This window comes from Leclercia sp. EC_58 (genome assembly GCF_019584355.1).
Classification (GTDB): domain Bacteria; phylum Pseudomonadota; class Gammaproteobacteria; order Enterobacterales; family Enterobacteriaceae; genus Enterobacter.
Genome location: NZ_VDAM01000001.1, coordinates 3,230,158 through 3,250,785, shown reverse-complemented (window position 1 = coordinate 3,250,785; position 20,628 = coordinate 3,230,158). Strand labels below are relative to the sequence as shown.

Annotated in this window: 18 protein-coding genes and 4 pseudogenes; 16 read left to right on the top strand and 6 right to left on the bottom strand. The window is 55.6% G+C overall.

All coding sequences use genetic code 11. The features are described 5' to 3' along the window. Window positions 1-796 precede the first annotated feature (796 nt). Window positions 797-947 (bottom strand): annotated as a pseudogene (locus tag FHC51_RS16000) (type II toxin-antitoxin system RelB/DinJ family antitoxin); the annotation flags it as partial. A gap of 204 nt (window positions 948-1,151) precedes the next feature. Here FHC51_RS16000 and FHC51_RS23275 point away from each other — a divergent pair. Both FHC51_RS23275 and FHC51_RS22975 read left to right on the top strand, forming a co-directional pair. After that, window positions 1,152-1,208 (top strand): annotated as a pseudogene (locus FHC51_RS23275) (IS1 family transposase); the annotation flags it as partial. Next, window positions 1,209-1,304: pseudogene (locus tag FHC51_RS22975) on the top strand (IS1 family transposase); the annotation flags it as partial. A 27-nt stretch (window positions 1,305-1,331) separates the two neighbouring features. Here FHC51_RS22975 and FHC51_RS15990 read toward each other — a convergent pair. After that, window positions 1,332-2,138, bottom strand: a pseudogene (locus FHC51_RS15990) (alpha/beta hydrolase); the annotation flags it as partial. A 437-nt stretch (window positions 2,139-2,575) separates the two neighbouring features. On the opposite strand from FHC51_RS15990, the gene FHC51_RS15985 reads away from it, so the two are divergent. Then, a complete protein-coding gene (locus tag FHC51_RS15985; protein ID WP_220436016.1) occupies window positions 2,576-3,478 on the top strand; it encodes a LysR family transcriptional regulator in 903 nt (300 codons plus the stop codon). A 31-nt stretch (window positions 3,479-3,509) separates the two neighbouring features. Then, window positions 3,510-4,421 (top strand): LysR family transcriptional regulator, encoded by a 912-nt coding sequence (locus tag FHC51_RS15980; RefSeq protein ID WP_156238625.1) that lies wholly within the window; start codon window positions 3,510-3,512, stop codon window positions 4,419-4,421. Window positions 4,422-4,687: 266 nt separating this feature from the next. Here the strand turns inward: FHC51_RS15980 and FHC51_RS15975 are convergent, their stop codons facing one another. After that, window positions 4,688-5,329: an HD domain-containing protein gene (locus FHC51_RS15975; protein WP_220436015.1), complete on the bottom strand. Its 642-nt coding sequence runs from the start codon at window positions 5,327-5,329 to the stop codon at window positions 4,688-4,690. Between the two features lie 119 nt (window positions 5,330-5,448). On the opposite strand from FHC51_RS15975, the gene FHC51_RS15970 reads away from it, so the two are divergent. From FHC51_RS15970 to clcB, 8 genes are all read left to right on the top strand, one after another. Continuing rightward, window positions 5,449-6,450: a GlxA family transcriptional regulator gene (locus tag FHC51_RS15970; RefSeq protein ID WP_220436014.1), complete on the top strand. Its 1,002-nt coding sequence runs from the start codon at window positions 5,449-5,451 to the stop codon at window positions 6,448-6,450. 44 nt (window positions 6,451-6,494) lie between these two features. Then, on the top strand, window positions 6,495-7,118 hold the full coding sequence (locus tag FHC51_RS15965; RefSeq protein WP_220436013.1) for a glutathione S-transferase family protein: 624 nt from the start codon (window positions 6,495-6,497) through the stop codon (window positions 7,116-7,118). A gap of 168 nt (window positions 7,119-7,286) precedes the next feature. Beyond that, complete coding sequence (locus FHC51_RS15960) at window positions 7,287-8,030, top strand: YoaK family protein (protein ID WP_220436012.1); 744 nt, start codon at window positions 7,287-7,289, stop codon at window positions 8,028-8,030. Between the two features lie 258 nt (window positions 8,031-8,288). After that, window positions 8,289-8,999 carry an osmoprotectant ABC transporter permease OsmY gene (gene osmY, locus FHC51_RS15955; RefSeq protein ID WP_220436011.1) on the top strand — a complete coding sequence of 237 codons (711 nt, stop codon included), beginning with the start codon at window positions 8,289-8,291 and terminating at the stop codon, window positions 8,997-8,999. 18 nt (window positions 9,000-9,017) lie between these two features. Further along, a complete protein-coding gene (osmX, locus tag FHC51_RS15950) occupies window positions 9,018-9,917 on the top strand; it encodes an osmoprotectant ABC transporter substrate-binding protein OsmX (protein WP_103824509.1) in 900 nt (299 codons plus the stop codon). A 9-nt stretch (window positions 9,918-9,926) separates the two neighbouring features. Continuing rightward, window positions 9,927-10,574: an osmoprotectant ABC transporter permease OsmW gene (gene osmW, locus FHC51_RS15945; protein WP_220436010.1), complete on the top strand. Its 648-nt coding sequence runs from the start codon at window positions 9,927-9,929 to the stop codon at window positions 10,572-10,574. After that, entirely contained in the window at window positions 10,574-11,722 is a 1,149-nt protein-coding gene (gene osmV, locus FHC51_RS15940; RefSeq protein ID WP_220436009.1) for an osmoprotectant ABC transporter ATP-binding protein OsmV, read from the top strand. Before osmW ends, osmV begins: the two co-directional genes overlap by 1 nt. Window positions 11,723-11,813: 91 nt before the next feature. Next, window positions 11,814-13,124 carry a voltage-gated ClC-type chloride channel ClcB gene (gene clcB / locus FHC51_RS15935; protein ID WP_220436008.1) on the top strand — a complete coding sequence of 437 codons (1,311 nt, stop codon included), beginning with the start codon at window positions 11,814-11,816 and terminating at the stop codon, window positions 13,122-13,124. On the opposite strand, the gene bioD is transcribed toward clcB, so the two are convergent. From bioD to FHC51_RS15920, 3 genes are all read right to left on the bottom strand, one after another. Then, window positions 13,059-13,754, bottom strand: coding sequence for a dethiobiotin synthase (gene bioD / locus FHC51_RS15930; RefSeq protein ID WP_114315131.1), 696 nt, complete (start codon window positions 13,752-13,754; stop codon window positions 13,059-13,061). The two genes, clcB and bioD, sit on opposite strands and share 66 nt — an antisense overlap. A 126-nt stretch (window positions 13,755-13,880) precedes the next feature. Beyond that, window positions 13,881-15,101, bottom strand: a complete 1,221-nt coding sequence (mlc, locus tag FHC51_RS15925; protein ID WP_114317096.1) for a sugar metabolism global transcriptional regulator Mlc — start codon at window positions 15,099-15,101, stop codon at window positions 13,881-13,883. 127 nt (window positions 15,102-15,228) lie between these two features. Further along, the gene (locus tag FHC51_RS15920) at window positions 15,229-16,128 is read right to left on the bottom strand and encodes a LysR family transcriptional regulator (protein WP_220436007.1); all 900 of its coding nucleotides are present in this window, start codon (window positions 16,126-16,128) and stop codon (window positions 15,229-15,231) included. A gap of 122 nt (window positions 16,129-16,250) precedes the next feature. On the opposite strand from FHC51_RS15920, the gene FHC51_RS15915 reads away from it, so the two are divergent. The 4 genes from FHC51_RS15915 to FHC51_RS15900 all read left to right on the top strand — a co-directional run bounded on the left by FHC51_RS15915 (window position 16,251) and on the right by FHC51_RS15900 (window position 20,628). Then, a complete protein-coding gene (locus tag FHC51_RS15915) occupies window positions 16,251-17,504 on the top strand; it encodes an MFS transporter (protein ID WP_220436006.1) in 1,254 nt (417 codons plus the stop codon). Window positions 17,505-17,577: 73 nt separating this feature from the next. After that, on the top strand, window positions 17,578-19,062 hold the full coding sequence (locus FHC51_RS15910) for a carboxypeptidase M32 (RefSeq protein WP_220436005.1): 1,485 nt from the start codon (window positions 17,578-17,580) through the stop codon (window positions 19,060-19,062). 150 nt (window positions 19,063-19,212) lie between these two features. After that, complete coding sequence (gene asr, locus FHC51_RS15905) at window positions 19,213-19,527, top strand: acid resistance repetitive basic protein Asr (protein ID WP_103824516.1); 315 nt, start codon at window positions 19,213-19,215, stop codon at window positions 19,525-19,527. Window positions 19,528-19,806: 279 nt separating this feature from the next. Continuing rightward, entirely contained in the window at window positions 19,807-20,628 is an 822-nt protein-coding gene (locus FHC51_RS15900) for a serine protease (RefSeq protein WP_156238617.1), read from the top strand.

Below are 20,628 nucleotides of genomic sequence, written 5' to 3'. Positions count from 1 at the left end.
CGGTTCATAGTCCATATATAATGGATTTCTACTCATTAATCACGGTCCACAGTCCGTCTTTGATGGATTTCTACTCATTAATCACGGTCCACAGTCCATCTTTGATGGCTTTCTACTCATCAATTACGGCCCACAGTCCATCTTTGATGGCTTTCTACTCATCAATTACGGTTCACAGTCCATCTTTGGTGGCTTTCCTACTCATCAACCACGGTTCACAGTCCATCTTTGGTGGCTTTCCTACTCATCAACCACGGTTCACAATCCATATTTGATAATTTCCTGCTAATTAATTACGACCCACAATCCATATTTGATAATGTTATAAACCGTAAAGGAACTTCACGAATTTACGACAGTAATATTTATGGAGAACCACTTTACATCATTTAACCGATGGAGTTTTTTGACGCTATGGTAAACATCCAAATAATTGTGGCAAACCGGCTCTTTAAAAATGTCTTTTTTATAAAATCAAAGCAGAAGTGACACATTTACTGCAAAAAAGAGTTCTACTGCTTTGTCTTAGAGTATCCGTTTTACCTCCTAACTATAAAGTTCTGGGCGTTCTCTTTTACCAACGGAAACCAGGCAGACAATCATCTCTGATAGGCAAAATGATAACCTGAAAACCTGAACTTTATCTTGTAACAGTCAGGTACGCCACGAAGTTACTTCGCTCAAACTCGGGGTGATTCAAGCAGTTAGCCAGTATTTTTTTTAACTGTTCACGTCCTGTTGAGCCTAGCTTCGCCATTGCTTTAGTGCCCTCTCATCGTAATCAAAAAATACGCCATCAGAGTTCATCCAGAATTAAACGCACAGGCTTAGGATTGCGAAGACGCTCTTTCACTATCTCACGAACTCAGCACCTTCATCACTCGAAAGCGTTTTTTAAACGGCAAGCGTTTATTGTCAGCGATATATTCAAGCATGAGAAGAAGCGCTCAATACCATTAGGTCTTAAATTTCACCTCTACCGTTTTCTCACCCATAAGCTCTTCTACCAAACGTACCATCTATTCCTTTTTACTTTCCTTCAGCATTACAACCTGACAGCAAAAGTTATTCAGTGATTGCTATATACATGATTTTCGGTAATGCTGCCAACTTACTGATTTAGTGTATGATGGTGATTTTAAGGTGCTTGCGTGGCTTCCATTTCCATCAGATGTCCTTCCTGCTCCGCTACTGAAGGCGTGGTGCGGGCAAGGCTGGGACGGAAGTCACTGTCGTTCTCAAAATCGGTGGAGCTGCATGACAAGGTCATCGGGCATTATCTGAACATAAAACACTATCAGTAAGTTGGAGTCATTACCCGGCTTGTCATATAAATCAAAATGCGATGCGCCAGGAATAATCGTTAATTCCTTCGGCTGTTTTGCATTATCAAAAGCCTGCTGGCTAAATTTACGGGTTTCTGCTTTTTCGCCCGCAATTAATAATACCGGCCGGGGAGAAATATTCTCCATATGCTCCAGCGGGTAATAGGCCATATGCAGCCCCGGGCTGGTCACGACATAGCGGTTTCGGGCATTCGGATGCGCGCCCCGCGGGGTGAGATAATATTCCGTCGCTTCCCGCACAAAATTCGGCGTACTGGCATCGACGCTATCCCGCGCCGGGAGGAGCTGTTCAACCTTCAGCGGGGCACCGGCGGCCTCTTTATTTAACTGCGCATCGACGCTTTGCAGTAATTTCAGCCTGTCGGCAGCCGAGACCGGCGCCCCCTCAATACCGTTCCGGGTCGCATCTCCGATGTCGTAGGTCACGACCCCGGCGACCGCTTTCACCCGCAGATCGGTTTGCGCTTCGTGGAGGGTATAACCGCCACCAGCACAGATGCCCAACGCCCCGATGCGTGCGGCATCAACCTGCGGCAGGCTGCTCAGGTAGCCAATCGCACTGCGAATATCCTGTACCCGGTCTGCCGGGTTTTCCAGGTCACGCGGCAAACCGCCGCTTTCGCCGTAGTGAGAAGCATCATAGGCCAGAGTAATAAATCCGCGCTTTGCCAGCTGTTGGGCGTAAAGACCCGAGGTCTGTTCTTTTACGCCGCCCCAGGGATGAGAAACGACGATGGCGGGGTATTTTTTCGCGCTATCGTAATCAGGCGGCAGGTAGAGATTGGCCGCCATTTTGACATCACCATTCTGAAACGACACTTTCTGTGCGTTCATGGCATTAATACCTTCGGCAACGGTAGTTGGCTGGGGTTGTTCAGAATATGCAGCGCTGGCAACAAATAATGATGCCAGCAATAATGAAACTTTAGATAATGACATAACGCCTCCTGACCGATATTTCTATCAGCATGATTGATCTGTTTTAATGGTAATTTCGTGAACCTTCAGCGTGATGAAAAATATCCACCCGCGCCGTTCAATCTCTTTTCAATTATTTCTTGATTACGCCTGACGGAAATTATTTCCGCCCACTCTTGTTTGCTTGCGAATAAATATACCTGACGTAGTCAACCCAGACCAGTGCGGCCTGTTTCTTGCATTTATAAGCAGAATTCATTAATGTTTTTAAACCTGACTTAACTCCTGTGTCGCGTCCGTGTGAGGAAGAAATGGCTCGTGAGGGTTTCAGCGATCTATTAGCGCTTATTGCGGTGGCGCAAACCGGGAGTTTTACCCGGGCTGCGGCGCAACTGGGAGTAACCCAGCCGGCCCTGAGCGCCAGCATCCGCGGTCTGGAGGAGCGGCTCGGCGTACGCGTGTTGCTGCGTAGCACGCGTCGGGTATCCCTGACCATGGCGGGGCAACATCTGGTGGACAGGATCGTGCCCGAATTTGCCTACATCGAGAAAGAGCTTGAATCGCTGAACGATCTGCGAGACAAGCCGACCGGCACCCTGCGCATCACCGCCATTGACTATGCCATTCGCCAGGTTTTGTGGCCTAAACTCTCCCCCTTTTTGCAGCAGTATCCCGATATCACCGTTGAGCTGATCAGCGAGTATGCCAGCGTCGATATTGCCGCCAGAGGCTATGACGCCGGTGTCAGATTCGGCATGGAGCTGGCGCAGGACATGATCTCCGTGCGTATCAGTCCGGATGTGAAGAATACGGTGGTCGGATCGGCGGACTATTTTACGCGATTTCCAGTCCCCACGCGGCCTGAGGCACTCGACCAGCACAGATGCATTCGGCTGCGCACCTCTACTTATGGCGGCCTTTATGACTGGGAATTTACCGAGGGTCAGCGTGAGTTCTCCGTCAGGATCGGCGGCCCCGTCATCTGTAATAACGCTTACGACATTCTCGAAGCTGCAAAAGCAGGATTGGGGCTCGCCTACCTGCCGCAGGATATGGTTCAGCCCTGGCTGGATTCAGGCGAGCTGATGTCGGTACTCGAAGCATGGTGCCCACTCTGGCCGGGCTTGCATCTCTATTACCCTAACCGGCGCCAGCATTCCCGGGCCATGACGCTAATGGTTGAAGCGTTGCGTTTCCATGAGAATCAGGCATAACGGCGTGTTTCACGCATAACCGAGGCGGAATATGTCAGGCGAAATCTTCAGGGATATTGTGGCGTTTATTACTATTGCCCGGGAACGCAGTTTTACCCGGGCTGCTGCCGAACTGGGCGTTTCCCAGTCGGCGTTAAGCCATACCATCCGTAATCTTGAGGCGCGGTTGGGGCTACGACTGCTGATCCGCACCACGCGCAGCGTCTCACCCACCGAGGCCGGGCAGCGCTTGCTTGAGCGGGTATCTCCCCGCTTCGATGTCATTGCCGGGGAACTGGCCTCCCTGAGCGAGCTGGGCAGCAAGATCGCCGGGACGGTCCGCATCACGGCGTCGGATTTCGCCTGGAACACCTTTGTCTGGCCGCGCCTTTCCGCTGCTTTGCTGCACTATCCTGACGTCAAGCTGGAGGTATCGAACGATCCGGCCCTGACCGATATTGTTGCCGATCGCTTTGACGCCGGTATCAGGCCAGGCGACAGGATCGGCAAAAATATGGCTTCCGTGCGGATTTCACCCGACTGGCGAAACGTCATTGTGGCCTCCCCTGATTATCTTTCCGCAAGACAGTTGCCGCTCACGCCGGAGGATTTGGCCCGACACGCCTGCATCAATACCCGCTACTCCATGAAAGAGGGTATCAGCCCCTGGGAACTCAAAAAGGGTGACACTCTGGAGGCTTGTCGTGTCGATGGCCCTTTGATCTTTAACTCGGTATATGCGGCGCTCGATGCAGCTCTGGCGGGATATGGTCTGGCTTTTGTACCGGAAAACCTCGCCCGCCCCTGGCTGGAGCAGGGCCGTCTTCGATCAGTGCTTGAGACGTGGTGCCCGCTGCGCCAGGGGTTCCACATTTTCTACTCCAGCGAGCGCCAGCTCCTGCCAGCACTCTCGATGATTATTGAGACGTTACGATATGAGCCAGCGGTCCAGGATGTTACATAGTCCCACCGTTCAATGACTGATGGACCCGGGAATTATCTCTGGCAGGGTTCATGGCAGAGCAGCGGATAGATCTGCCCCCGCTAAAAACAGCAGCATTGGTCTGGCTCAATCTATCTATGCGTCAACCGATAACTGCCGCAAAAAGGCGCATGACGTCTTCAGCTAAACGCCATGCGCCGCCTGTGAAGGCATCATCCATATTTTATGCTCAAGATCATCCCTGATATTTAACTGCTGCCCTCATTCGATTATTGCGTTGCGGCGGCTCAGCCTTGCCAGCGTGACTGCCGGATAATGTTGCAGAAGTTAAAAGGTGCGAAACCGGGTTCTTTATCCTTAATAACGTCAGCCTTTACGTTACCGAATGTCGTCTGCGGCTTGTGTTTTATACCGTCATAGAATGCCTGAATAATATCCTCTTTAAATGTTGGCGTACGGGGATACTGCTGCGTAACCGCTTTAATATCTGCTTCTGAGAATTTTTCATAATCGATTCCCAGCACATCCATTTCCACGCCTGCGGTAACCAGGGCTATTTCTGGTGCCATGAACTCAGGTATGCCGGGTGTGGTATGGAGTGCAATGGCTGTCCATACCTTATCAATGTCGGCAGGCGCGATACCATATCCCTCCAGAAAGGTACGTGCCGCATTGGCGCCGTCTACTTCAAAACGTTTGTCACAGCTGCAATGCTCATGGGTGAGTCCAATGTCATGGAACATACAGCCAATGTACAGCAGCTCACTGTCTACTTTCAGGCCCCTTTCCTGGCCGGCCAGGGCCGCCCAGTAATAAACCCGGCTTGAATGATTAAACAGCAGCTCTGTTTCGGTGTCCCTGATAAATTCCGTGGCTTCTCTGGCCATACGGCTGTCCGGGACGCTGATACCTTTAATTGCAGAACTCATGAATAACTCCTTAGATGGCTATGGTGTGCCTCTAAATTAGGGTTTATCATTCATGTCTGCTACCGTACTTTTACGACGAATAGGGACATCTGGATTTATTCAGACGCCGGGAGAAGAAAATGAGTCATACCATAGCCATACTGGCGGTGCCGGGCGTGCAGCTGCTTGATGTAGGCGGGCCTATAGATGTTTTTGCTGAGGCTAACAGAATCCTGGGACGTCAATTTTATCGTCTGTATGTCGTTTGCGTCAGTGGCTCTGCTGTGCAGGCCTCGTCCGGCGTCAGGCTTGCGGCAGATTTTTCACTCGCGGATATTTCAGAACTCGTTCCTGATACGTTTCTCATTGCGGGCGCACCAGGTATGTCTGGTTATATGCCAGAGAGCAATGTCCTGGCGGGTATTACCGCCTTATGCGAAAAAAGTGAGCGGTTTGGATCCGTATGTACTGGCGCGCTGCTGCTGGCGCTTACCGGAAAACTCAACGGTAAGCAGGTCACCACCCACTGGAATTGTGCGGAACTGCTTTCTATCAGACATCCTGAAATAGTTGTGGAAAGCGATGCGCTGTTTATCGCCGATGGTAGGGTGCGTACTGCCGCCGGTGTGACATCCGGCCTCGATCTGGCACTGAGGCTGGTAGAAGAAGATCTGGGTCGGGAAATTGCGGCCGAGGTTGCGGATCAGTTAGTGATGTTCTTTCGCCGGCCTGTTAATCAGTCTCACTTTGTCAGACGAAGCCAACTTTCCCTGAACGGACGCTCAGCACTCCAGGATCTTCAGCGTTGGGCAATTCAGAATATTAAAGAGATTGGCTCTGTTTCCATGTTGGCGCAACACATCAACCTTAGTGAGAGGCATCTTACGCGTATTTTTCGCCAGGAGATCGGTTTGACCCCGGCTCAATGGCTGGAGCGCGAGCGCATATCAAAAGCGCGGTTGCTGATTGAAAAAGAGAAGCTGCCCGCGAAAAAAATAGCCGCAGAATGTGGTTTCTCAGGTCCGGATGTCATGCGGCGTGTGTTCAGTCGACTCACAGGCATGACGCCTGCCGCCTATCGGAAGATGGTAAGCCAACAGGAATACTTCCCCACCAAAGTTTGCCCTAAACTCACTGAATAACGGCTCTGTTGTTGTTAACTCACCCGATAAAGGACACCTGCATCATGCTAAAAATCCTCGGCAAAACCACCTCCATTAACGTGCGCAAAGTGCTCTGGACCTGTGAAGAAGTGGGTCTGGACTATCTGCAGGAAGATTACGGCAGCGGCTTTGCCTCTACAGAAACCGACCCCTTCCGCGCGCTGAACCCGAATGCGATGGTGCCGGTGTTGATCGACAATGATTTCGTGCTCTGGGAATCCAATGCCATTTGCCGCTATCTGGCGCGTAAGGCCGGGCGCGATGACCTTCTCCCGACAGATCCGCAAGCCTGCGCCAACGTCGAACGCTGGATGGACTGGCAGGCTTCGGAATTTAACAACGCCTGGCGGTATGTCTTTCCGGCCCTGGGGCGTAAAAACCCGGACTTTAACGATCCGGCGCGAATTGCCGCAGGAATTAAGGAGTGGAACCACCATATCGCGATCCTTGAGCAGCAGCTGCAACGCACCGGGGCATGGGTGGCGGGCGACACTTTTACCCTGGCCGATGTGGTGCTGGGGCTGTCGGTGAACCGATGGAAGATGACCCCTTTTGAGCATCCACCGGTGCCCGCTATCGAGGCCTGGTTTGAACGTTTAAATCAGCGCCCGGCGTTTTTACGCCACGGAAATAATGGCATGCTTTGAGCATAATGCTGCCTAGTAAATAAGCACTTTGTTATCAAGGTTATTTTATTTAATTACTTAATTCTCGCCCACCTCCGGTGCCTTAATAATTAAGTACTATCCTGGACAATCCATGACCAGGCTTTGCTAGCCTGATTATTCAGGCAAAGCTCAAACCGGAGGTATTCTTTGCTGATTAAACTTAAGAAAGAACGAACCCATCAGGAGGATCGTCGTCTTGCCCTGTGGCTGGCGACCTCCGCAGGATTGCTGAATGCCATTGCGCTGGGGGCTTTCGGCTTCTTTCCTTCCCATATGACAGGCAATACCTCACAATTTTCCAGCGAAGTTTCCTCAACGGATCTGAACGATATTATTTTCTTCGCCACCATTATTTTGTCGTTTGTAACCGGGGCAATTATTGCGCGGATTATTGTCTTATGGGGCATCATGCACAATGTGCGGCTCATTTTTTGTCAGGTTTTGTTTATTGAAGGGTTATTACTGGCCGGCGTCTCCCTGCATGAAATCTATTTTCATACCTTCACGACTAATCGGGAAATTATTGTTTTTCTCTGCGGGCTGATGGGGATTCATAATTCCACCTCCACCCAACTTTCCGGCGGGCGGGTACGCTCCACCCATATTACCGGCACCTTAACCGACGCAGGCATTTCGCTGGCCTCCGTGGTGGTGGCGATGCTACGCCGGGATTACTCCAAAGATACGGCGGCACAACGCAGCCAACTTACAACCCACCTCACCACCCTTTTCTCGTTCATTACGGGAGGGATTGCCGGGCTAATACTATTCAGAGGGTTTGGCTTTAATGCGATGCTGGCGCTGGGAATCATGCTGGTTTTCGTGGCCGCCTTCTCCATCATAACGACCTCTCTACGCGTGCGAAAAGTCCGCGCTACGCTGAGTAAATAACAGATGCCTTCCACTCGTTAAGTGACGTTGTCACTTAACGAAATTATCTTTAAGACTATTCCGCCTGCCCCTATCCAGCCCTTATACCGTAAGGCTTAACCCATTATAACCCCTGTTTTCATAAGGTTAAAGATTTTACCGCTTCGCTGGAACCCTTCCCAAACCCTTGCTATAGCTCCAGTACCCCTGCCAAAACATGGCATAACAACAGGCAACCGGTGGTTGCTATAACGCATGCGCACAGGGAGACACACTGCAATGCATCCATTACTCAAACGCTCGCTGCTTTTTGTCGGCGCGATTATTGTGGTCGTCGCCCTCCTCGTCTGGGGAATTGGGCTGGAGACGATCAAAGCGCGCCAGGTTGACCTGGTCTATCTCGGGCAACAGCATCTGATTTTAGTCTTCTCATCCATGTTCTTCGCCCTGCTGGTCGGTATCCCCAGCGGTATCTTGCTGAGCCGTCCGGCCGCGCGCGGTATCGCCGAATACGTCATGCAGATTTTTAACGTCGGCAACACCCTGCCGCCGCTGGCGGTTCTGGCCCTGGCAATGGTGGTAATTGGCATCGGCGATACGCCTGCCATTATCGCCCTGTTCCTCGCCTCGCTGCTGCCAATTGTGCGTAACACCTACGCCGGACTGTGCTCGGTTCCGGCATCGTTACTGGAAGCGGCAAACGGCATCGGGATGACCAAATGGCAGCGTCTGCGCCAGGTGGAGCTGCCTAACGCCTGGCCGGTGATGCTCTCTGGTATTCGTATCGCCACCGCCATTAACGTCGGTACCGCACCGCTGGCCTTCCTGATTGGCGCCAGCAGCTACGGGGAGCTGATTTTCCCGGGTATTTACCTGAACAACTTCCCGACGCTGATCCTGGGTGCGGCGGCCACCGCCCTGTTCGCCCTGATTCTGGATACGTTGCTGGCGGCGCTGGGCCGTCTGATGAGCCCGCATCTCGCACGATAACAATAATAAGGAGCTTCTATGAGACTGTTTACCGGCCTGGCGGCGCTCTGTACCGCCGCGCTCTTTACCAGCCAGGCGCTCGCAGCGCCCCTGATCCTGGCGACCAAGAGCTTTACCGAACAGCATATTCTCTCGGCGATGACCGTGCAGTATCTGCAAAAGAAAGGGTTTGAGGTTAAGCCTCAGACCAACATTGCCACCGTCATTTCCCGTAATGCGATGATCAACAAGCAGATCGATATGACCTGGGAGTATACCGGCACCTCGCTGATCATCTTTAACCACATCAACAAACGCATGTCGCCAGAGGAGTCTTACGAGACGGTGAAACGTCTGGATGCGAAGCACGGTCTGGTGTGGCTCAAACCTGCTGATATGAACAACACCTACGCCTTTGCCATGCAGCGTAAGCGCGCCGAGGCTGAAAATATCAACACCATGTCAGAGCTGGTGGCGAAGATTGAGCAGGTGCGCAAAACCGACCCGGATAACAACTGGATGCTGGGTCTGGATCTGGAGTTCTCCGGTCGCAGCGATGGCATGAAGCCGCTGCAGGCGGCCTACAACATGGAGCTCGATCGCCCGCAAATTCGCCAGATGGACCCAGGCCTGGTCTATAACGCGGTGCGCGACGGCTTTGTCGATGCCGGGCTGGTTTACACCACTGATGGGCGCGTTAAAGGCTTCGATCTGAAGGTGCTGGAAGATGACAAAGGTTTCTTCCCGAGCTACGCGGTGACCCCGGTGGTGCGCAAGGATACGCTGGAAGCCAACCCGGGGCTGGAAGAGGCGCTGAATACCCTCTCTGCCCAGCTTAACAACGACGTCATCACCGAGCTGAACAAGAAGGTGGATATCGATCATCAGTCACCGCAGCAGGTCGCCCGTGATTTCCTGCGTAGCAAGCAGCTGCTGTAAGGAGGCGCTATGGATACCATTCACTACATTTTTGATAACTGGGGTTACATTCTGACCCTGACCTTCCAGCACCTGTGGCTGGTGGCGCTTGCGGTGGGCTTAGCCATTATTATCGGCGTGCCGCTGGGCATTCTGATCGTGCGCCACAAATGGCTGGCGACGCCGGTGCTGGGGATTGCCACCATCGTGCTGACCATCCCGTCCATTGCTCTGTTCGGCCTGATGATCCCACTCTTTTCCATGATCGGTCAGGGTATTGGCGCCCTGCCCGCGATTACCGCCGTGTTTCTCTACTCGCTGCTGCCGATTGTGCGTAACACTCACACCGCGCTCGACAGCCTGCCGCCGGGCCTGCGCGAAGCGGGTCGCGGCATCGGCATGACCTTCTGGCAGCGTCTGCGCTGGGTAGAAATTCCCATGGCGCTGCCGGTGATTTTTGGCGGCATCCGTACCGCGGTCGTAATGAATATCGGCGTGATGGCCATTGCCGCCGTCATCGGCGCGGGCGGGCTAGGCCTGCTGCTGCTAAACGGCATCGGCGGGAGTGATATTCGTATGCTGATTGCCGGCGCGCTGATGATTTGTCTTTTAGCGATTGTGCTCGACTGGTTACTGCACCGTCTACAGATCGTTCTGACTCCAAAGGGGATTCGATAATGATAAAACTGGAAAACCTCACCAAACAATTTTCACAGAAGCACGGCCAGACGTTTAAGGCCGTAGATAACGTCAACCTGAACGTGCCCGAAGGGGAGATGTGCGTCCTGCTCGGCCCGTCCGGCTGCGGCAAAACCACCACCCTGAAGATGATTAACCGGCTGATTACCCCGAGCAGCGGCACCATCCAGATTAATGGCCAGGACACCAGCGAGATGGACACCGTGACCCTGCGCCGCAACATCGGCTACGTGATCCAGCAGATTGGCCTGTTCCCGAACATGACCATCGAAGAGAACATCACCGTGGTGCCACGCATGCTGGGCTGGGACAAAGCCCGCTGTAAGACCCGCGCCGAAGAGTTGATGGATATGGTGGCGATGGATCCGCATAAGTTCCTCAACCGCTATCCGCGCGAAATGTCCGGTGGTCAGCAGCAGCGTATCGGCGTGATCCGCGCCCTGGCGGCGGATCCTCCGGTACTGTTGATGGATGAACCTTTCGGCGCGGTGGACCCGATTAACCGCGAGGTGATCCAGAACCAGTTCCTTGAGATGCAGCGCAAGCTGAAAAAAACGGTGATGCTGGTGAGCCACGACATCGACGAGGCGCTGAAGCTGGGGGATCGTATCGCCGTCTTCCGCCAGGGGCGCATTGTCCAGTGCGCCAGCCCGGACGAACTGCTGGCGAAACCGGCCAATGAATTTGTCGGCTCGTTCGTTGGCCAGGACCGCACCCTGAAGCGTCTGCTGCTGGTCTCCGCGGGCGATGTGACGGATCAACAACCAACCCTGACCGTGCGACCAGCCACGCCGCTGCCGGAAGCCTTCGCCATCATGGACGACAACGACATTCGCGCCGTCACCGTGGTGGATGAAAATGGCAAACCGCTGGGCTTTGTGAAGCGCCGGGAAGCGCGCAATGCCACCGGCACCTGCGCCGATCTGCTCCACCCGTTCCGCATGACCGGCAAAGCGGAGGACAACCTGCGCGTGGTGCTGTCGCGTCTGTATGAGAGCAACACCAGCTGGATGCCGATTGTCGATGAAGAGGGGCGCTATAACGGCGAAATTTCTCAGGACTATATTGCGGAATACTTAAGCTCCGGACGCACGCGCCGGGCGCTGAATATTCACAGCGACATTTAATATTGTAAGCCGGGCATTGCCCGGCTCTTCACATTGCTAACCCCGCGTTTTCCCGTCAAAATATTGTATCTTCCCCATTTACGCGTAACCCATGCATCGACTCCATGCTTACCCTGACATCCGCGCGATGTTTCGCCGGTTGCTGATTGCCAGCGTCACCGGCGTGCTGGCGGCACTGGCCGTGGCCCTGTTCCGCCATGCTCTCTATTTACTGGAGTGGCTGTTTCTGAGTAACGAAAGCGGCAGTCTGGTGAATGCCGCCAGCGCCCTGTCCCCCTGGCGACGCGTCCTGACGCCTGCTCTCGGCGGGCTGGCTGCCGGGTTGCTGCTGTGGGGATGGCAGAAAATGACCGCCCAGCGGCCCCATGCGCCCACCGACTATATGGAGGCGCTGGAAACGGGTGACGGACAGTTTGACTACGCCGCCAGCCTGGTTAAATCCCTGGCGTCGCTGCTGGTCGTCGCCAGCGGCAGCGCCATTGGCCGGGAAGGGGCGATGATCCTGCTAGCCGCCCTCGCCGCCTCCTTTTTCGCCCAGCGCTTTACCCCCAAAACGGAATGGAAACTGTGGATTGCCTGCGGTGCCGCCGCCGGGATGGCCAGCGCCTACCATGCCCCGTTAGCCGGGAGCCTGTTTATTGCTGAGATCCTGTTTGGCACCCTGATGCTGGCCTCGCTCGGCCCGGTAGTAATTGCCGCCGTGGTCGCCCTGCTCACCACCCGTCTGCTCAGCCCCGGCGCGAATACGCTGTATGAGGTACACCTCAGCGACACGCTGACCGGGGTGGATTATTCATTGATTGTGGGAATGGGCCTGCTGGCGGGCATCTGCGGCCCGGCGCTGATGTGGCTCATGGCCTTCAGCCATTCCCTGTTTCTGCGCCTGAAGCTCTCTCCGCCGTGGCAGCTTGCGCTGGGTGGCCTCATCGTTGGCCTGCTGTCGCTGCTGACCCCTAAGGTCTGGGGGAATGGCTACAGCGTGGTACAGGGGTTCCTGCTGGCGCCGCCGTTGCTGTCGGTCATTGCGGGAGTATTTATCTGCAAGTTGCTGGCGGTTCTGGCCAGCAGCGGCTCTGGCGCACCGGGTGGGGTTTTTACGCCAACGCTGTTTGTCGGCATGGCGACCGGCATGCTGTTTGCCCAGCTCTTTATGCTGTGGTTGCCCGGCTCTGACACCGCGATTTTGCTGGGGCTGGCAGGGATGGCGACGCTGCTCGCCGCCACGACGCACGCGCCAATCATGTCGGCGCTGATGGTCTGTGAAATGACCGGGCAGTACGTTCTGCTGCCCGGTTTGCTGATTGCCTGTGTGGTGGCGTCCGTGCTGTCGCGAACGTTACGCCATGATTCGATCTACGGTCAGCACCCGGCCGAAAGCAGAGAGGTCGATATACTGCGCTAGCTCACGCTGTTCGGCACGCGGCAGGTACGGCAGTTCACCCACCAGCGGTGCAGGCAGCTTTTTGCTTAACACATCAATAATTTCGGCATAGTGCGCCAGGCCCGGATTGATGCGGTTCGCTACCCATCCCACCAGCGGCAGGCCGTCGTTGGCGATGGCTTGGGCGGTCAGCAGAGCGTGGTTGATACAGCCCTCCTGAATACCGACCACCATCAGCACCGGCAGTTGCTCCTGCACCACCCATTCTGACAGCGGGCGCAGATCGTTCATCAGGCTGCGCCAGCCGCCGGTCCCTTCGACCACCACGTGGTCCACTTTTTCGCTCAGGCTGGCAAGCCCGTTCGATAACAGGGTGTAATTCACCAGCCCGCTGTGCGCCACGCTGCTCTCATCTTCGCTAAGCGCGATGGGGTTAATGGCATGATAAGGAAGTTCTAAAGAGGAGACGCTTTGCAGCACCAGCGCATCTTTATTGCGCAATCCCTCTGGCGTCTCTTTACTCCCTTTGGCTACCGGTTTGTACCCTGCAACACGCTTTCCGCTGGCCATCATGGCTTGCAGCAAGGCGCGGGACACCACCGTCTTGCCGACGGAGGTATCAGTACCCGTTACAAAGAAACGCTTAAGCATCACTTACTCCACCGTTATGCTCTGAAAATATAAATGAAGGAAATAATTCAGTGGAGGAAGTCTAAGGCATGCGCTATCTGCCCGGTTTGAGATAGCGCAATTTTTGGTAAGACTGTAAAAAAACAGTTAACCCTGCAACAGACGAATCAATAGTGAGCCGTTATACATCGCATCCTTCACCAGCGCCGCGCCGGCCATCGTGCCCTGATTGGTGAACTGAGTACTTTCCACCATGATGTGCTTGCTGTAGGCCGGCAAGGACTGCTGGCGGATGGAGTCGGCGATTGCCGGGAAGAGCACATCCGATGCCTGGCTCAGGGGCGAGCCAATGAGGATCTTCTGTGGATTAAACAGGTTAACCATAATGGCAATAATCCGCCCGACGTTGGTGCCGACGCCGGTGATAATATCTTTTGCCAGTAGATCGCCCTGCTGCGCAGCGGCGCAGAGCGACTCGACCGTCAGGGGCTGGCCGTGGAGCGCAGAGCTCATCGACTGGCCGAGCCGGAGTTGGGCCAGCTCCAGCACGCTGTCAACGCTGGCAATGGTTTCCAGACAGCCGTGGTTACCGCAGTAACAGCGCTTGCCATAGGGATCGACCTGGGTGTGACCAATCTCCACCAGGCTGCTGCTGCCCGCGTGCAGCAGGCGGCCATCGGTGATCACCCCGGCCCCCACGTTGTGGTCGATCACCACCTGAATCACGTCCCGGGCGCCGCGAGAGGCGCCGAACAGCGCCTCGGCCATCGTCCAGGCGCTGATATCATGCTGAATATAGACCGGCACGCCGGTGTGATTTTTCAACACCTCACCCAGCGGCATCTCTTTGACGTCGTCGTAGAACGGCATCCGGTGGACAATTCCATTTTCCGTATCAATGATACCGGGCATGGTGATGGCAATGGCGGTGAGGCGTTCCAGCTTCTGCTGATGATGAATGAAGAATTGGTCGATCAGGGCGGTGATCCGCACTTCCAGCGGCTGGACAGCTTGCAGTTCCAGCGGCAGCCGATCTTCCACCACCAGCTTGCTGCTGAGATCGCGCAGCGCAAGGTAAATTTCACCGCGGCTGATGCGCAATGAGAGGTAGTGCCAGGCTTCGGTTTCCACCACCAGCCCAACGGCCGGACGGCCACGACTGCCCGGCTCCTGAATTTCTGTTTCCTGCACCAAGTGAGCTTCGAGCATCTCACGCACAATCTTGGTGATACTGGCAGGCGCCAGTTGCGCAAGCCGAGAAAGATCGATGCGCGAGACCGGCCCAAGCTGATCAATCAGGCGATATACTGCACCTGCATTGGTCTGCTTAATCTGATCGATATGCCCTGGCTGACTATCAGCAACCACCACGTACTCCCTTATTTTCGCGCTTCGAAATAAACTGTGGGCTATGGTGAAGCACTTCTACAGTAATCGTCAAATTTTTACTTAGCCTTGTGATTTACAGCACATTTTTACCCGCTTTTTTTGCCGGTCAGCGACCCATTGCCGCGTTGATAAGCAGATCTTTGAACCGCTGTGCCGCCGCGCTGAGTTCATGGTGTTTTGACCATACCAGCCACATCTCTGAAACCGCGTCCGGTTCGGTGAGCGCCACCCAGCGCATCTCATGGAGCTGCAGCCGTCTGAACGAGGCCGGCAGGATCGATACCCCCAGCCCCGCCGCCACCAGTCCGATAATGGTCATCGCCTCGCCTACCTCCTGGGTAATCACCGGGTTTACTCCATAGCGCCGCAGTAACCCCAGGATGTCGTCGTACAGACCGGTGCCAACGTGCGGGTCAAAAAAGACAAACGGCTCCTGCGACAGCTCCGTCACCGAGATTTCAGCTCTTGCCGCCAGGGGATGATCCCGGTGGATCATCGCCAGCAGCGGTTCGCGCAGCACACGCTGCCAGGCCAGGGTATCCGGCAACTGAGTGTTACGCATCAGGCCCAGATCGAGCGAGCCTTCGCTGAGGGGGACAATCTGCTCCCGGGTATTGATCTCCCGGGTCTGAATATGCACATCCGGCGACAGGCGGCGAAACGACGACAGGGTCTGGGAGATGGCGCTGATAAAGGGCGCGGAGGAGGTAAATCCGATGCGTAGCTCGCCGGTTTCGCCATGGTGCAGGCGCTCTGCCCGGGCAGCTGCCTCTTCCACCATGCTCAGGATCTGGCGGCTGTCCGCCAGAAATTGTCGCCCTGCGGGGGTCAGCCCGACGCTGCGGTTGGTGCGCGCCAGCAGGCGAGCGCCCACCTGCTGCTCAAGAACCTGGATTTGCTGACTCAGCGGCGGTTGGGAGATATTGAGCCGCGCCGCCGCGCGCCCAAAATGCAGCTCCTCCGCGACGGCGACAAAGTAGCGCAGATGACGCAGTTCGATATTCATATTTTAAAAGTATCATTTGAGATTATTAATATATTAGACAGAATATTTACAATTTCCTACCCTGATCCCTGTGGTCATACCCGTCACCAGAAATCACGGGGATGTTGAAGCAAGGAACTTACGTGAGTCGTACAACAACGGCTGATATCGCCCCAATCAATGATATCGATCTCTTACCCAACAACGCGCAACCGGTTCGGTTTATTAAACGCGGCACCCCGCAGTTTATGCGCGTCACGCTGGCTCTTTTCTCCGCAGGGCTTGCCACCTTTGCCCTGCTCTACTGCGTGCAGCCGATCCTGCCGGTGCTATCCCAGGAGTTTGGCGTCTCCCCGGCCAGCAGCAGTATTTCCCTCTCAATCTCGACCGGGATGCTGGCGGTCGGCCTGCTCTTTACCGGGCCGCTCTCGGACGCTATCGGACGTAAGCCTGTGATGGTCACCGCACTGCTGCTGGCCTCGGTCTGTACCTTGCTGTCGACGATGATGACCAGCTGGCACGGGATTTTAATCATGCGCGCGCTGATCGGGCTTTCCCTCAGCGGCGTGGCCGCGGTGGGCATGACCTACCTCAGCGAGGAGATCCACCCCAGCTTTGTCGCTTTCTCGATGGGGCTCTACATCAGCGGTAATTCCATCGGCGGCATGAGCGGGCGGTTGCTGAGCGGCGTCTTTACCGATTTCTTTAGCTGGCGAATAGCGCTGGCGGCAATCGGCTGCTTTGCCCTGGCCTCCGCGTTGATGTTCTGGAAGATCCTGCCGGAGTCGCGCCATTTTCGCCCCACCGCGCTGCGGCCCAAAACGCTGCTGATTAACTTCCGCCTGCACTGGCGGGATCGGGGGCTGCCCCTGCTGTTTCTCACCGGTTTTCTGCTGATGGGCTCGTTTGTCACCCTCTTTAACTACATCGGCTACAGGCTGATGCTCTCGCCGTGGCATCTGAGCCAAGCGCTGGTGGGCCTGCTGTCGGTGGCCTATCTCACCGGTACATGGAGCTCCCCAAAAGCCGGAGCGATGACCACCCGCTTCGGGCGTGGGCCGGTGATGCTGGTTTCCACCGGCGTGATGCTGGCCGGGGTTCTGCTGACGCAGCTCGCTAACCTGTGGGTGATTTTCGCCGGGATGCTGCTCTTCTCCGCTGGTTTCTTCGCCGCTCACTCGGTCGCCAGCAGCTGGATCGGCCCGCGCGCCCGTCGCGCCAAGGGCCAGGCCTCGTCGCTGTATCTGTTCAGTTACTATCTCGGCTCCAGCATCGCCGGGACGCTCGGCGGCGTGTTCTGGCACCAGTATGGCTGGAACGGCGTAGGTGGGTTTATTGCGTTGATGTTGTGTGGGGCGCTGGTTGTGGGGGCTAATCTGCACAAACGATTGCATTAATGTGACGTGACCTCGTGTTTCGCCCAACCTGATGGTACTTTTAGCTATCAGTTGATGCAGACACGAGGTCTTAATGGAAAAGAATAACTATCAGCAACTCACCCGCACCTTCCAGCGTCTCTCCCGCTTCTCCCATCTCTCCGCCATCGCCGGCTGGGACATGCTTACTATGATGCCTGCAGGCGGCAGCGCCGCGCGGGGTGAAGCGCTGGCAGAGCTGAGCGTCCTGCAGCATCAAATCCTGACCGCTAAAAACGTGGCTGACTGGCTGCGTAACGCCGAAAGCGAAGATCTTAACGACGTTGAACAGGCGAACCTGCGGGAGATGAAACGCCACTATCAGCAGGCTGCGCTGCTGCCGGAATCGCTGGTTGAAGCCAAATCGCTGACGGGCAGTAAATGTGAGCATGCCTGGCGCACCCAACGTCCCGCGAACGACTGGCAGGGTTTTGCCGTCAACCTGAAAGAGGTGGTGAAACTGAGCCGGGAAGAGGCCCGCCTGCGCGCCGAGGCCAAAGGCTGCACCCCTTACGACGCGCTGCTGGATATCTTCGAGCCGGACATGACCAGCGCCCGGCTGGACGAGCTGTTTGGCGATCTCAAAACCTGGCTGCCGGATCTGCTGGCGCAGGTGGTCGAGAAGCAGGCGCACCACGCCTTCGTGCCGCCGCAGGGCCCGTTCCCGACCGCTATTCAGCGTGAGCTGGGGCTGGAGGCGATGAAGAGCCTCGGGTTCGACTTTAACGCGGGCCGTCTGGACGTCAGCGCTCACCCATTCTGTGGCGGCGTGCCGGAAGACGTGCGCATCACCACCCGCTACAACGAAGAGGAACTGCTGAGCGCCCTGTTTGGCGTGATCCACGAAACCGGCCATGCGCGCTATGAACAGAACCTGCCGCGCAACTGGCTTGGTCAGCCTATCGCCCTGGCGCGTTCTACCGCTATCCACGAATCCCAGAGCCTGTTCTTTGAAATGCAGCTCGGACGCAGCAAGGCGTTCCTCAACCACCTGCTCCCGGCCGTTCATGAGCGTTTCGGCACCCAGGCGGCCTTTACACCTGAGAATTTTGTCGCCTGGAACCAGCGGGTGAAGCCTGGCTATATCCGCGTGGATGCCGATGAAGTGAGCTATCCGGCACACGTCGTGCTGCGCTATGAAATTGAGCGGGCGCTGATTAACGGCGAAATCGAGGTGGAAGACATCCCGGCGCTGTGGGATGAGAAGATGCAGGCCTGGCTGGGCTTATCAACAAAAGATAACTACCGCAACGGCTGTATGCAGGATATCCACTGGACCGACGGCGGTTTTGGTTACTTCCCGTCATACACCTTAGGCGCCATGTACGCCGCGCAGCTGTTCAGTGCGGCCAAAACCGCGCTACCGGGGCTGGACGCATCCATCGCCGCCGGGGATTTCAGCGCCCTGTTCGACTGGCTGCGCCAGAACATCTGGCAGCACGGCAGCCGCTTCACCACCGCCCAGCTGATTGAGCAGGCGACCGGAGAAGATCTCAACAGCCGTTACTTCCGCGAACATCTTACCTCCCGCTATCTGTAATCCCCCCACGCCGGGTCATCGACCCGGCGTTGTACATACCGTTACACGCCGATACCAATCACTCACGGAAGCCCCGAAATTTCAGGGATATAGTTCTTTCAACGGCCCCGCAGTGGGGTTAAATGAAAAAACCAATTCGAGGGTAAGATGATGAAAAAGGTATTAGCTCTGGTTGTTGCCGCTGCTATGGGTCTCTCTTCTGCTGCATTCGCCGCTGACGCTGTTGCCAACACCGCGGCTCCGGCTGCCACCTCTACCGCGGCACCGGCTGCGAAAACCGTGCACCATAAAAAACACAAAAAAGCCGCTGTACAAAAAGCGCAGGCGGCTAAAAAGCACCACAAAAAAGCGGTGAAGAAAGAAGAGGCCGCACCTGTAGCCCAGAAAGCGCAGGCAGCGAAAAAACACCATAAAAAAGCAGTGAAACACGAAGCTGCTGCTCCAACTGCAAAACCGGCTGCATAAGCCCGCTTAGCTTAACGTGTCCGCGACGGACACGTTGGTCATCGGCGCTGTACCGGCAAGGTGGCAGCGCCGTTTTTTTATCCGGAGGGCGTTATGTTGCAGCGCTATCGGTTTGAGTTAATTCTTGTCACGCTTATTTTATGCGCACTTGTCGCGGGTGTGTTTTATATTTCCTGACTGTAGTACGCTGATTTTACTCCCACTTTCGCGCTGTCCCGTCTATAGTTAATTACTAGGGTTCATATTTAATAATCATAATTAATCCCTTTAGAGTGTGATATGCGTAAATCTGTTGCGATTGTGCTGGGTACATTTTTTCTCTTTTCTGGATTAAGTCATGCGGACGATGGCGACAACGAGGCCGCGAACGCCAAAGAGATTCAAACGCTGTTTTTTGGTCATGACGATCGCACGCGTGTCGCCGATCCGTCCCGAGCGCCGTGGGAGGCCATTGGCCAGCTGGAGACAGCCAGCGGAAACCTCTGTACCGCCACCCTCATCACCCCCCGACTGGCGCTGACCGCCGGACACTGTCTGCTGGTGCCGCCGAAAGGTAAACCGGATAAGGCCGTTGCCCTGCGCTTCATCTCGCAAAAGGGGAGCTGGCGTTATGAGATCCACGGCATTGAAGGCCGCGTCGATGCCTCGTTAGGCAGACGGCTGAAAGCCGACGGCGATGGCTGGATTGTGCCGCCCTCTGCCGCCTCGTGGGATTTTGGTCTGGTGGTGTTGCGCAACCCGCCGTCGGGGATCACCCCGCTACCGCTGTTTGCCGGGGATAAAGCGGAGCTGACCGCCGCCCTGAAAGAGGCCGATCGCAAGGTGAGCCAGGCGGGTTATCCGGAAGATCATCTGGATGTGCTGTACACCCATCAGGACTGTATCGTCACCGGCTGGGCGCAAAACAGCGTCCTGTCCCATCAGTGTGATACCCTGCCCGGCGACAGCGGATCGCCGCTGATGCTGAATACCGCCGCAGGCTGGCAGCTTATCGGCGTTCAGAGTTCGGCCCCGGCGGCGAAAGATCGCTGGCGGGCCGATAACCGCGCCCTGTCGATCACCGGTTTTCGCGACAAACTGGCAGAGCTGGCCCAGGAGTGA

What these genes read in the sequence shown, in the direction of transcription:
- FHC51_RS15985 (WP_220436016.1), top strand. Translation starts at nt 2,576, where the DNA reads ATGGCTCGTGAGGGTTTCAGCGATCTATTAGCGCTTATTGCGGTGGCG.
- FHC51_RS15980 (WP_156238625.1), top strand. Translation starts at nt 3,510, where the DNA reads ATGTCAGGCGAAATCTTCAGGGATATTGTGGCGTTTATTACTATTGCC.
- FHC51_RS15975 (WP_220436015.1), bottom strand. Translation starts at nt 5,329, where the DNA reads ATGAGTTCTGCAATTAAAGGTATCAGCGTCCCGGACAGCCGTATGGCC.
- FHC51_RS15970 (WP_220436014.1), top strand. Translation starts at nt 5,449, where the DNA reads ATGAGTCATACCATAGCCATACTGGCGGTGCCGGGCGTGCAGCTGCTT.
- FHC51_RS15965 (WP_220436013.1), top strand. Translation starts at nt 6,495, where the DNA reads ATGCTAAAAATCCTCGGCAAAACCACCTCCATTAACGTGCGCAAAGTG.
- osmY (WP_220436011.1), top strand. Translation starts at nt 8,289, where the DNA reads ATGCATCCATTACTCAAACGCTCGCTGCTTTTTGTCGGCGCGATTATT.
- osmX (WP_103824509.1), top strand. Translation starts at nt 9,018, where the DNA reads ATGAGACTGTTTACCGGCCTGGCGGCGCTCTGTACCGCCGCGCTCTTT.
- osmW (WP_220436010.1), top strand. Translation starts at nt 9,927, where the DNA reads ATGGATACCATTCACTACATTTTTGATAACTGGGGTTACATTCTGACC.
- osmV (WP_220436009.1), top strand. Translation starts at nt 10,574, where the DNA reads ATGATAAAACTGGAAAACCTCACCAAACAATTTTCACAGAAGCACGGC.
- clcB (WP_220436008.1), top strand. Translation starts at nt 11,814, where the DNA reads ATGCATCGACTCCATGCTTACCCTGACATCCGCGCGATGTTTCGCCGG.
- bioD (WP_114315131.1), bottom strand. Translation starts at nt 13,754, where the DNA reads ATGCTTAAGCGTTTCTTTGTAACGGGTACTGATACCTCCGTCGGCAAG.
- FHC51_RS15920 (WP_220436007.1), bottom strand. Translation starts at nt 16,128, where the DNA reads ATGAATATCGAACTGCGTCATCTGCGCTACTTTGTCGCCGTCGCGGAG.
- FHC51_RS15910 (WP_220436005.1), top strand. Translation starts at nt 17,578, where the DNA reads ATGGAAAAGAATAACTATCAGCAACTCACCCGCACCTTCCAGCGTCTC.
- asr (WP_103824516.1), top strand. Translation starts at nt 19,213, where the DNA reads ATGAAAAAGGTATTAGCTCTGGTTGTTGCCGCTGCTATGGGTCTCTCT.
- FHC51_RS15900 (WP_156238617.1), top strand. Translation starts at nt 19,807, where the DNA reads ATGCGTAAATCTGTTGCGATTGTGCTGGGTACATTTTTTCTCTTTTCT.